Source organism: Acinetobacter sp. ANC 5600 (genome assembly GCF_002018395.1).
GTDB lineage: Bacteria > Pseudomonadota > Gammaproteobacteria > Pseudomonadales > Moraxellaceae > Acinetobacter > Acinetobacter amyesii.
This window is the reverse complement of the sequence record NZ_MVKW01000001.1, coordinates 615387-627488: the sequence shown is the minus strand read 5'-3', so window position 1 is coordinate 627488 and position 12102 is coordinate 615387. Positions and strand designations below refer to the sequence as shown.

The following is a 12102-nucleotide window of genomic DNA, read 5'->3' as shown; positions in this document are numbered from 1 at the left end:
ATGGAAACTCCAAACAATTTAATTCTACCCGCTCTGATCCTTATTCCGTTCATTGCAGGTTTTGTATGCTGGCTTGTCGATAAACTCGACAAGCACTTACCACGCTATATTGCCTTAATTGGTATGCTATTAACGTTGGTGTTAACCGTCGTTTTATGGCAAAGCGGTACTTATAACTACGAGTTGGGTACACAAGCTCCACAGTGGGCTGCTCAATTTAACCTACCGTGGATTACCACTTTAGGGATTAACATTCACCTTGCGGTGGATGGTCTTTCACTGCTTATGGTGGGTTTAACTGCATTACTGGGTGTACTTGCGGTCGGCTGTTCATGGGGTGAGATTCAAAAGAACGTTGGTTTCTTCCACTTAAACCTACTGTGGTCTTTAGGTGGTGTGATCGGTGTATTCTTAGCGATTGACATGTTCCTATTCTTCTTCTTCTGGGAGATGATGCTGGTACCAATCTACTTCTTGATCGCACTTTGGGGTCATAAAGGGGCAGAAGGTAAGTCACGCGTTTACGCTGCAACTAAATTCTTTATCTATACTCAGGTTGCGGGTCTGATCATGTTGATCGGTATCTTGGGTCTAGTGGTTGTTGGCTTCCAACTTCACGGTCAAATCAGCTTTAACTATGACTTCTTGATGAGTGTTGCACACACTGTTGAGGCAAAAGCTCCAGCACTTGCGTATGCATTCATGATCTGTATGTTTATTGGTTTTGCGGTAAAACTTCCAGTTTTCCCATTACACGGCTGGTTACCAGATGCACATGCGCAAGCACCTACAGCGGGTTCTGTCGACCTTGCAGGTATCTTGATTAAAACTGCGGCTTATGGTCTTTTACGTTTCGTTATTCCATTCTTCCCGGTAGCATCTGCTCAGTTTGCTGACATCGCGATCATTCTTGGTCTAATCGGTATTTTCTACGGTGCATGGTGTGCATTCCAACAAACAGACATGAAACGTCTGCTTGCGTACACATCTATTTCGCACATGGGCTTCGTACTTCTTGCATTGTATGCAGGTAACATCCTGACATTCCAAGGCTTGATGATTATGATGCTGGCTCACGGTCTATCTTCTGCTGCATTGTTCATTATGTGTGGTCAGGTTTACGAACGTCTGCATACACGTGACATGCGTTTGATGGGCGGTATCCGTGGTCAGTTCCAATACCTTTCATTCTTCTTAATGTTCTTTGTTGCGGCACTTGTAGGTATTCCGGGTCTAGGTAACTTCATCGGTGAATTCCTGATCTTGATGGGTTCTTATGACAAGTTCCCTGTGTACACAATCCTTGCTGCAGTAAGCTTAGTATTTGCCGGTCTTTACGGTTTAATCCTGATCCACAAAGCATTGTTTGGTACACCAAACGAAGAACAAAAACAGCATTACGCAAATCCGTTGAAAGACTTAAATGCGCGTGAAGTTGTGATTCTTTTAATCTGTGCTCTTGGTCTAGTATGGCTTGGTCTATTTCCACAAAGCTTCCTTGATATTTCAAATTCAAGCATGGCGTGGATTGCGAATAGCTATATCCCAGTTCAAGAAGTCGTTGATGTTGTGCAGCAGATTGCTGTACAACCTGAAAATGTGGAGATGCAATAAGCCATGGACTTCACAATGTCATTTTCTGAGCTTATGCCATTAGCTCCTGTGATGATCGTGGCTTTAACTGCGATCGTCGTGATGTTGCTAATTGCAATCAAGCGTAACCACAATTTAGTTGCAACGACTTCCGTTATCGGTCTGAACCTTGCAGCCTTTTATATTATTTTTGTTTTCGTTGCAGGGCAGTATGCACCTGCAAACGTAATGAATTTGTTCATCGTAGATCCATTTACGATGTTGTACCAATTCGTGATTTTGATTGCAGCACTTGCTTGCTGCACACTGTCACATGCGTATATCGAAACCTATAAAGATAACCGTGAAGAACTTTATATCTTGATGCTGTGCTCTGTAACAGGTGCATTGTTAATGGTTGCAAGTTCTCACTATGCGTCATTCTTTATCAGCCTTGAGTTAATGTCGATTCCTGTATACGGCCTATTGGCTTATACACACCAACGTTCACAGTCGCTTGAAGCGGGTGTGAAATACTTGGTGCTTTCAGCAACCGCTTCTGCGATGTTGTTGATGGGTATGGCTTATGTATATGCGTATACAGGTACAATGGCATTCGTTGCTGAACCAGGCAAAATGTTCACAACATTCAGCCAACCGGGTGTAGTCCTTGGTCTTGCACTGATTGTATTTGCTGTTGCATTTAAATTGTCTCTTGCGCCATTCCACAAATGGACACCAGACGTGTATGCAGGTGCGCCAGCGCCAATCGCGACATTCTTAGCGACTGTGGCTAAAGTGGCAATGATCGGTCTATTCGTTCGTTACTTCTTGGCTTCTGGCTTAATCCTTTCTGACAGCTTCATCACGATCGTGACCATCATTGCAGTATTGTCTATCCTTGCGGGTAACTTACTAGCAGTACGTCAAGTGAACTTGAAACGTATCCTTGCATACTCTTCAATCGCTCACTTTGGTTACTTACTTGTTGCTATTGTCAGTGCACGTAATACTGACTTTGTTCAAGTACAAGGCTTTGCAACATTCAGCAGCGTCAACGTTTATGTGATTACTTATGTATTAACAACGATTGGTGCGTTCGGTGTTGTGACACTGATGTCTAGCCCTTACAACAACAAAGACGAAGCAGGTAGTCTTGCTGAGTACCGTGGTTTGTTCTGGCGTCGTCCAGTGTTGACTGCAACACTCACTGTCATGATGTTATCTCTTGCAGGTATCCCATTAACAGCGGGCTTTATTGGTAAGTTCCTTGTGATCAAAACAGCAGTTGCTGGTGGTTCATGGTTCTTAGCTGCAATGGTGATCCTTGGTTCAGGTATCGGTTTGTACTACTACCTACGTGTGATGGTTGTGATGTACATGACTCCACCGGAAAACCCACGTATCGACGCTGTCGATCATTGGGGTCAAAAAGTGGGTGGTATTATGGTGCTTGGTGCAGCTGCTCTTGTGTTGTTGATCGGTGTATATCCAGATCCAATCATTGCAGTTTCTCAAGTGGCATACTTTGCGATCTCACCTGAATTACAACAGTTCATTTTTAGCTTAATTCAAAGTGGTTTTAACTAATGAATTAAGCAATTAATTTGCTTATTACAAAAAAGCCTCCTGTAAAGGGGGCTTTTTTATTTTTATCATTTGTTAAATAGCTTTATAATGGTTGAAATTTTATCTTAACCTTTTAGGTGTTCTCCCGTGGCTATCCATGAAATCCGTCATCCTTTAATCCGACATAAACTCGGCTTACTTCGTCGTGCAGATATTAGTACTAAAAACTTCCGTGAGCTTGCTCAAGAAGTGACTATGCTTCTGACTTATGAAGCAACGAAAGATTTACCAATGGTCGATCATGAAATTGATGGTTGGAATGGTAAAGTAACTGTAGATCGTATTGCCGGTAAAAAAATAACAGTTGTACCGATTTTACGTGCAGGTATTGGTATGTTGGATGGTTTCTTAAACCTGATTCCAAGTGCGAAAGTATCTGTATTGGGTTTAGAGCGTGATGAAGAAACTTTAGAAGCGCGTACTTACTACAAAAAATTAGTACCAGACGTACAAAACCGTTTAGCGATGATTATTGACCCAATGCTTGCAACGGGTTCATCGCTCGTTGCTGCTATTGACGTTCTAAAAGCCAGTGGTTGTAAAGATATTCGTGTCATGGTGCTTGTTGCCGCTCCAGAAGGCATTAAACGTGTAAATGAAGCTCACCCAGATGTGATCATTTATACAGCATCTGTAGACCAAGGTTTAAATGAAAACGGTTATATCGTTCCTGGTCTTGGCGATGCAGGCGATAAAATTTTCGGTTCAGTTCAAAAAGACTAATTTTTGCATCATGAACAGAAAAGGGGCTTTTATAGCCTCTTTTTTATATACTAAAGACATTGGCATAAATGGAATAGGGTACTTTTATGAAGTCCGAACAATATAAAGGTAAAGTGAAGCAGTACAATCCTGAAAAGGGCTTTGGCTTTCTTTCATGTGAAGAAGGTGATGTATTTTTCCATATCTCTGACTTTCCCGCAGATGGTGTCGAGCCAAAACGTAATGATCGTGTGAAATTTAATGTGGTGAAAAATGGTGATCGTTATAAAGCCATAAACATTGAGCGTGAAGAGGACAAATCTGCAAAAGCTAAAAAATCTAAAGTAGTGGCAAATAACCAGTCAATTACTTCAGCTTTGCTTTCGAATTTGCGTAAATAATGTGATTGTAAGATTTCATGGAAATCTTTGAAATTGAAAAAGAGGTCTATAGGGCCTCTTTTTTTATTATCATAAGAGTATTAAAAGAAAAGATGAGAGACAATTTTTATGTTTAAAGAGGGGAAAATCAAAAGCTATAACGTTGAGCGCGGCTTTGGATTTATACAACAAGATCAAGCACAGGATTTATTTTTTCATATTCGTGATTTTCCTAGCCGACACATCGAACCACGTGTTGGAGAAAATCTCAAATACAGGATTGAAGCAGATCAAGGTAAATTTAAAGCGGTAAATATCATCCGTTTAGATTTGAAAAAAGAGCAGTCCACTCATGAACAGATAAATTCGTCATTTGAATCAAGGTCGGATCGAGTGAATGACCAAGCTACTCCTCACGATACAGCCAAAGGCACAGTTTGGGGCAGTAAAATCTTCAGCATGATTGGACTCATTGTAATTGTAGTATTAGCTGTGGCAATCTATGGGAAATATCAGCAGTACCAAGAACAGAAGCAGCTACATTTACAACAGCTCATGCAAGAAAATGAAAACATCGTAAAAGAACAACGTAAAGCTCAGGGGGATTTACCCGATCGGGTGCTGTCTGAGCAAGGTGAAAAAAACCTATACGGCACAGCTTCAACGCAGGCTCAGTCTGTTGTTCAATACGCTGCGCAGGCACCTTCTTCAAGTGATACGCCAAGGGCGGCAGAGAAAGCACAGTTTAGTTGTGATGGGCGTACGCATTGTAGTCAGATGAAATCTTATGAAGAAGCGGTCTATTTTCTTCAACATTGTCCAGGCACAAAAATGGACGGAAACAACGACGGAATACCTTGCGAACGACAATTTAATAAATAAAAAAAAGCGCCATTAGGCGCTTTTTAGTTTAAACAGATTTTTCACAAAATTGCATAAAGGCTTTGAGACCCGGTCCTTGGTATTTCTGACGATGTACCAACATAAATAATGGACGGGCAAGTTGCCAGAACGGCGTATCTAAAACCACCAATTGACCTTTTTCACGTAAAGGCTCAATCGCAAGTTTAGAAATACATGACATACCAAGACCACCTGCCACGATTTTTAGAATGGCTTCGTTATGACCCAAGGTTAAACGTATATTGGCATCTGGCAGGTCTTTTAAAATTGCGTTGTCAAATACTTCACGTGTGCCTGAACCTTCTTCACGTAAGATCCATTCCACATTCTCAAAGTCAGCTGCAGTGAGTGCACGATCCAACTTCGCTAAAGGGTGCTCTGGTGAACAGCACACGGCAAGTTCATCGTCACGCCAGTGAATACATTGCAACTGTGGCAGATGGCATGAACCTTCAATTAAGGCCAAATCCAACTGAAATTGGTTTACCGCTTCAATCATTTGGCGGGTATTGCCGACTTGAAGTTGTAAATGTGCTTGAGGCTGAATTTGTAAGAAATCTGCCATGAGGTCTGGCATCAAGTAGTCACTGATAGTTAGGGTCGCACCTAAACGCAGATCAATACTTTGTAGTTCGCCTTTTGCTGCTTGTTCAAAAGCTTCACAGCGCCCTAAAATTTCCAAAGCTTGTGGCAATAAAAAACGACCCAAGTCATTCAATTGCAAGCGTTTACCTAGTCGGTCAAACAGTGGAGCACCGAGACCATCTTCGAGGTCTGCCAATGCCATACTTGCTGCACTTTGAGTAAGTTTGACAGCATCACTGGCTTTGGTAACGGTACCTTCTTGAGCGACTGCTACAAAAACAGCCAACTGGCGTAAAGTCATGCGCATGAATCAGGCCTTAACATTTAAAAAATATTAATAAATTATGCTGTCATGCTAACATGAGCACAGTCTGTCACGCCACGTTCAAATCATGTCAATTGAAAAATTTAGCTTAGAAAAGGTTTTATCTGTACACCGTTGGACCAATACTTTGTTCAGTTTTACCATGACACGCCCTGCGCATTTTAAATTCACCGCTGGTCAGTTCGCACGAATAGGCTTGAAAGTGGGCGATGAATTGGTGGTTCGTGCCTATTCTGTGGTGTCATCACCCTTTGATGAAACTTTAGAGTTTTTCTCTATCGTCGTTCCAGATGGTGCGTTTACTTCAAATTTGCAGCATCTACAAGTGGGCGATGAGCTGTATTTAGAAAAAGTGCCTTATGGCTTCCTCACCTTGGCGCGTTATCAGTTGCCATTGCCGAAGGACTTATGGCTGTTGGGGACAGGAACGGGTTTGGCACCATTTTTATCGATGTTACAAGACTTTGAAACGTGGTCTAAATACGAAAAAATTAATCTAGTCTACAGTGTGCGCACCGTATCAGAACTGGCTTATGTAGAGCGGATAAAAGAAATCGCTGAGACCTTTGGTGAAGGGCATACGGGCTTCAAATTTATTCCTATTGTGACACGTGATCCAAATGCACCGCTGCATGACCGTTTACCAGTTTTAATTGAAAATGGCGAGTTAGAACAGGCGGCAGGCTTAGCGTTTAATGTTGATACGACGCATGTCATGCTGTGTGGTAATCCACAAATGGTTGATGACACCAAGGCGGCTTTAAAGGCGCGTGGTTTGACCATGAACCGTCGTGGTGAAGGCAATATTGCTGTAGAAAATTATTGGTAATCTGTCATGAAAAAAAGCTCATCGATGGATGAGCTTTTTTATTTTCGGAAATTAAATAACTGATGTTATGCATGCAAAAGTAATTTTGCATTTTTAAAATGATTGTTAAGCCAATTCGACGGAGTCTTACATCAAGGGAATGAATAAAGTAATTAGCCTTCGGCTATAGGTACTCTTACGAAGCACGCTTCTCATTAGGCAAAATGAGAAGCGTGCTTCGCTGCAGTGCTCCTCACAGCAAAACTCGTTTACTAGTGTCTAATTATCAAAAGTATCGCAAAAATATTTTTGATTAGAAGAAGTCCTATCTCAAACACTTGCGGATGACGTTACCTCGTATCGTACTTTTATTTGAATCAAATTACGCTTCTGATGTTACTTCGTAACATCAGTTAAATAAACGTTTTGTTGTTAATGCAGAATTTTATTTAAGAACTGCTGCGCTCGTTCACCACGAGGGGCATTAAAGAAATCATCTTTACTGCAGTCTTCCACAATTTTTCCTTGATCCATAAAGATCACACGGTCCGCAACCTGACGCGCGAAGCCCATCTCATGGGTTACACACATCATGGTCATACCTTCTTTGGCAAGACCCACCATCACATCAAGCACTTCGTTAATCATCTCTGGATCAAGTGCCGAAGTCGGTTCATCAAACAGCATGGCAATCGGGTCCATACTGAGCGCACGTGCAATCGCAACACGTTGTTGTTGTCCACCTGATAACTGTGCAGGGAATTTAGCGGCATGCGCACTTAAACCCACACGGTCTAAATAAGCCAAACCTTTTTTCTTGGCTTCGGCTTCTGATCGACCCAAGACTTTAACCTGCGCAATGGTCAGGTTTTCGGTAATGGATAAATGTGGAAACAATTCAAAGTGCTGGAACACCATGCCGACACGACTACGCAATTTATTTAAATCGGTTTTTGGGTCATTAATGGAAATACCGTCGACTAAAATCGTACCGGCCTGAAAAGGCTCAAGTCCATTAACGGTTTTAATGAGCGTTGATTTACCTGAACCTGAAGGTCCACACACTACAACCACTTCACCTTGTTTAATTTGAGTCGTGCAATCGGTAAGCACTTGAAAATCTTTATACCATTTACTGACATTTTGGAGGTCAATCATCGTTTTTTGATCGGTCATACACTTAACCTCCGTTGTAATTTTTTAACTGCATAGGTAGCGATCATACTAATAGTGAAATACACCAAACCGGCAAACAGAATGTATTGAGTTAACAATGACATGAGGTCGCCTCGAACATAGTTGGTGCGGAAAAAGTCTAACAGTCCGATGGCATAAACCATGGTTGAATCTTGGAACAGAATGATGGTTTGCTGTAAAAGCAGTGGCGTCATTTTGCGAAAGGATTGCGGCAAAATAATTAAGCGCATCGCTTGGCTATAGCTCATACCGAGAGCATAAGCTGCAGAAGTTTGACCTTTAGGAATCGATTGGATCCCGGCACGGACAATCTCTGAAAAGTAAGCCGCTTCAAATAACATGAAGGCCACGATACTCGACACAAGGGCAGTATCAATCGTTAGATAGTTACCGGTGATCCCTGTGTAGATAAAGGGTACTGCAAAGTAGAACCACATCAACACCAAGAGCAAAGGAATAGAACGAAAGAGGTTCACATAGCCTTTAGCAAAAATATTAAAAGCTTTAATCGAGGACAGGCGCATCAACGCCAATAAAGTCCCAATAAAGACACCACCAATGGTTGCCGTGATCACCACTTTGAGTGTGATGCTGAAACCATGCCATAGCGCAGGGCCAGACGCTTGAAGGTCTTGAATAAAAGAACTGAGCCATTCCATTATTTATCTCCTGCAATTAAGCCAGGAACGCGTAGGCGTTTTTCCAGAAAATTCATTAAACCAATTAAACAGATGTTGATCACGATGAAAATAATGGTGACGTAGGTATAAATTTCGATAGTGTTTTGCGTGTATTCACTGATGGTTTTCATCTGTGAAATGATTTCTGCAACACCGACCAAAGACGCAACTGAGGTGTTTTTGACACAGTTGGTCAACTCAGAGCTCAGTGGTGGCAAAATCGTACGGAACGACTGAGGTAAGATCACATAGCGATAAAGTTGAGTCGTGCTAAATCCCATGGCATAACCAGCATTGGTTTGCCCCAAAGGAAGCGCTTCAATACCAGTCCTGACTTGCTCACAGACCCGTGCAGCTGTAAAAAGACCCAAGCCGACACTTGCGGAAATTAAGGCGGTCGTATTTGCCCCAAGGTCATTCATCCACCAGCTTTTAATCGCAGCAGGGAGGAAGTTGGGTACAACATAGAACCATATAAATAGTTGAATCAATAAGGGTACATTTCGGAAAATAGTCACGTAGGCCGTACCAATACCTCGTGCTACAGGACTCGGTAGGGTACGCATAATACCCAAGATGCTGCCGAGCACCATCGCAATGCTCCATGCCACCAAAGCGATGACAAACAGCCAGCCGATCCCAATTAAAATCCAATTCAGGTAGGTCGAATCACCTACACCTGTAGATTGGAACAGCACACCCCAATTCCAGCTATAATTCATAGGAACTCCCTATAATGAGCTTAAGCCAAAATCCGTTTGGCTTAAGCATCTTTAGAATGTTTAGGGAAAGTTATTCGTCACGGTCATGTGGATTACTAATCAATGCTTTTAATTGATCAGACATCGGGAAATTCAAATTGATATTTTTTGGTGGAATTGGCGTTTGGAACCATTTTTTATACATGTCATTGATTTCACCAGAGCTATAGGTCGCTTTGATTGCATCATCAACCACTTGTTTAAAGCCAGTATCGCCTTTACGCAGCATACAACCATAGATTTCATGAATCGGCGCTGTACCCACGATTTCCCATTTATTAGGATCTTTGGCTTTCGATTTTTCACCTGCCAGCAAAATATCATCCATCATAAATGCTGCTGCACGACCATTTTGTAGCATGAGGAAAGACTCAGCATGGTCTTTGGCAGAAATGACTTCACCAATACCTAACTCTTTTTCATGTTGACGAATGTAACGCTCAGATGTAGTCCCTGCTGTGGTGACTAACTTTTTGCCTTTTAGGTCAGCAAAATCTTTAATCCCAGAGTCTTTTGCTGTAAGTAAGCGTGAACCGACCTCAAAGAAACCTGTTGAGAAATCTACTTGTTGTTGGCGTTCTTTATTGTTTGTGGTTGAACCACACTCTAAGTCGACTGTGCCATTAGAAACCAATGGAATACGGTTTTGGCTGGTCACTAAGTTATAACGGACTTTTAAATCGGGAAGATTTAATTGCTTTTTAACCGCCTCAACGACTTTTAATTGGAGATCGTGTGCATAACCTACAGGTTGGTTTGGATTATCTGCGATATATGAAAATGGAATCGATGAATCGCGATAGCCTAATACAATCGTGCCGGATTTTTTGATCTTATCTAAAGTCCCTGAGTCAGAAACAGCAGCTTCACTTCCTGCAGCTTTATCCGTTGTAGGTGCTTTATTGTCACTACATGCGCTAAGCCCTAAAGTGAGCGCACTTGCACAGAACAAAGTTGCTAAATGTTTTTTTGACGTCATCGTTAAAACTCCTTTTACCCTGATTTAATATCCACTTTTTATGATCTTGTTTCTCGTTAGATTTTATTGCTTTGTTTTTAAGAATGTTTCAACAATAAAAAAGAGATCATTTTCTACATCTTAGGTGATAAATCGAGCAAGGCTCAAGCAAAATTTATTGCCGAATTGTTACTAAGAAATGGGATAAGTTATGAACATTTTTTATAAGAAGGTTTGCTATAAGTTATTAAATATAAAATAATTTAATTTTATTGTGAAATAAATAATTAAAATAAAAGGGCATAAAAAAACCTCCAAATGGAGGTTTTCGGGATTAAACTTTAGTTTAATCTCTGTATTAATGCACAAACATATCCATAAATTCACGAATTTCTTGAATCGCTGTGTCTACGTCAGCAGTCAACCAAGTCGGTTCAAAAAAGCCAGCATAATGCTCCAGTCGATCTTGGGGAACAACTAAGCGAATCGGACATTCTTCTTCGAGCAAGCGCCAAGGAATAATAGGCACTTCATTATCTAAAAAAGCCGCAATATTTCGAATATCAATCACCATCGCATTGATGCATTCAGGGAATGGCATCACTGAAAACTCTTCAGTACGTCGGCGGAAATATTCCAAATCACCCCATTTCAACACATAACTCGGCTTACTAAATTCAATAATGCCAATAAGATGCTGATCACGAGTGTAATGAAGGGAACATTGATGAGTGACGTCAGTGTCAAGATCAAGCGTTACACCTTGTTGATGGTACGCCATAGATTTGATAACAGGTGAAAAATAAGGTGGATGATTATAGCTCATTTCATTCATCAAAAGCAGATAATTCCACCGGGCTCAAAAAAGCAGTTATTTTCGAAAAACTTATCACTCTGAAAATGAATACGATTGAAATGTAGTATTCAGTTCATTGTCCGATATTTATACCTTAGCGATTGATTTTAAATATAAAATTAAGGGAATTATCTAAACAGAAAAACGGATATAAATTGAATTGATCTTTCAAGTTACACGTTTTCACTGATTGTAATTGTTCTTCACACAATACAGGATATTGTATTGCTAGTATAAAAATTCAACTATGAACAACAAAATAGCGAGGGGAATATGACACACGATTTTAATAAACCACCCCATACCACCAGTACGGAAGAAACAACACAAAAAAAACGTATCCCTGTGTACATACTGATCTTAGTGGGTATCTTTTTAATCGCATTATTATTTTATATGTTTGCAGATATGAAACCTTCTGCTTCGGATGCACCGCCTGATCATCCTGCACCCAATGCACAAACTGCAACAGCCAATGATACGACTAGCGGTACACCGGGGGATGAAGCTGTTGCTAATGATTCAAATACTGCAACTGCGACAGATCGTTGATAATAATTGATGATAAATACATGAGTCAGAGTTACATGAGTGCAAGATCTGAACCTTAAGTATCTCTTCAGAGTGACATAAATAAAGCCTTGGTTGTCCCAAGGCTTTTTTACATTCAATTGTGAGCTTTTGTTGGAGTTATGCATACTTTGGTTGATTAAAAAATACGCAAAAACTAAGGTGGAAAAGAAAGC

General features: G+C 40.9%; 13 protein-coding genes. 7 read left to right on the top strand and 6 right to left on the bottom strand.

The annotated features are described in order from the left end of the window. The 5 genes from nuoM (at position 1) to B1201_RS03115 (ending at position 5165) form a co-directional block, all read left to right on the top strand. Positions 1–1614 carry an NADH-quinone oxidoreductase subunit M gene (gene nuoM, locus B1201_RS03135; RefSeq protein WP_078192291.1) on the top strand — a complete coding sequence of 538 codons (1614 nt, stop codon included), beginning with the start codon at positions 1–3 and terminating at the stop codon, positions 1612–1614. Between the two features lie 3 nt (positions 1615–1617). Continuing rightward, positions 1618–3162, top strand: coding sequence for an NADH-quinone oxidoreductase subunit NuoN (gene nuoN, locus B1201_RS03130; RefSeq protein WP_078192290.1), 1545 nt, complete (start codon positions 1618–1620; stop codon positions 3160–3162). 126 nt (positions 3163–3288) lie between these two features. Further along, complete coding sequence (gene upp / locus B1201_RS03125; protein ID WP_078192289.1) at positions 3289–3924, top strand: uracil phosphoribosyltransferase; 636 nt, start codon at positions 3289–3291, stop codon at positions 3922–3924. 86 nt (positions 3925–4010) lie between these two features. After that, entirely contained in the window at positions 4011–4304 is a 294-nt protein-coding gene (locus B1201_RS03120; RefSeq protein ID WP_078192288.1) for a cold shock domain-containing protein, read from the top strand. 108 nt (positions 4305–4412) lie between these two features. Then, on the top strand, positions 4413–5165 hold the full coding sequence (locus B1201_RS03115; protein ID WP_078192287.1) for a cold shock domain-containing protein: 753 nt from the start codon (positions 4413–4415) through the stop codon (positions 5163–5165). Positions 5166–5193: 28 nt separating this feature from the next. Here the strand turns inward: B1201_RS03115 and gigC are convergent, their stop codons facing one another. Further along, a complete protein-coding gene (gene gigC, locus B1201_RS03110; RefSeq protein ID WP_078192286.1) occupies positions 5194–6078 on the bottom strand; it encodes a LysR family transcriptional regulator GigC in 885 nt (294 codons plus the stop codon). An 85-nt stretch (positions 6079–6163) separates the two neighbouring features. Here gigC and B1201_RS03105 point away from each other — a divergent pair, with 85 nt between their 5' ends. After that, entirely contained in the window at positions 6164–6925 is a 762-nt protein-coding gene (locus tag B1201_RS03105) for a ferredoxin--NADP reductase (protein ID WP_078192285.1), read from the top strand. Positions 6926–7336: 411 nt separating this feature from the next. Here the strand turns inward: B1201_RS03105 and B1201_RS03100 are convergent, their stop codons facing one another. From B1201_RS03100 to B1201_RS03080, 5 genes are all read right to left on the bottom strand, one after another. Next, complete coding sequence (locus B1201_RS03100; RefSeq protein ID WP_078191089.1) at positions 7337–8080, bottom strand: amino acid ABC transporter ATP-binding protein; 744 nt, start codon at positions 8078–8080, stop codon at positions 7337–7339. Then, the gene (locus tag B1201_RS03095; protein WP_078191088.1) at positions 8077–8760 is read right to left on the bottom strand and encodes an ABC transporter permease subunit; all 684 of its coding nucleotides are present in this window, start codon (positions 8758–8760) and stop codon (positions 8077–8079) included. The genes B1201_RS03100 and B1201_RS03095 overlap by 4 nt, the downstream gene beginning before the upstream one ends. After that, entirely contained in the window at positions 8760–9503 is a 744-nt protein-coding gene (locus B1201_RS03090; RefSeq protein ID WP_078192284.1) for an amino acid ABC transporter permease, read from the bottom strand. Before B1201_RS03090 ends, B1201_RS03095 begins: the two co-directional genes overlap by 1 nt. Before the next feature lie 70 nt (positions 9504–9573). Further along, complete coding sequence (locus B1201_RS03085; RefSeq protein ID WP_078192283.1) at positions 9574–10521, bottom strand: transporter substrate-binding domain-containing protein; 948 nt, start codon at positions 10519–10521, stop codon at positions 9574–9576. A 337-nt stretch (positions 10522–10858) separates the two neighbouring features. Continuing rightward, entirely contained in the window at positions 10859–11281 is a 423-nt protein-coding gene (locus B1201_RS03080) for a hypothetical protein (RefSeq protein WP_078192409.1), read from the bottom strand. Between the two features lie 348 nt (positions 11282–11629). Here B1201_RS03080 and B1201_RS03075 point away from each other — a divergent pair, with 348 nt between their 5' ends. Beyond that, positions 11630–11908 (top strand): hypothetical protein, encoded by a 279-nt coding sequence (locus B1201_RS03075; protein ID WP_078192282.1) that lies wholly within the window; start codon positions 11630–11632, stop codon positions 11906–11908. Positions 11909–12102: the final 194 nt, after the last annotated feature.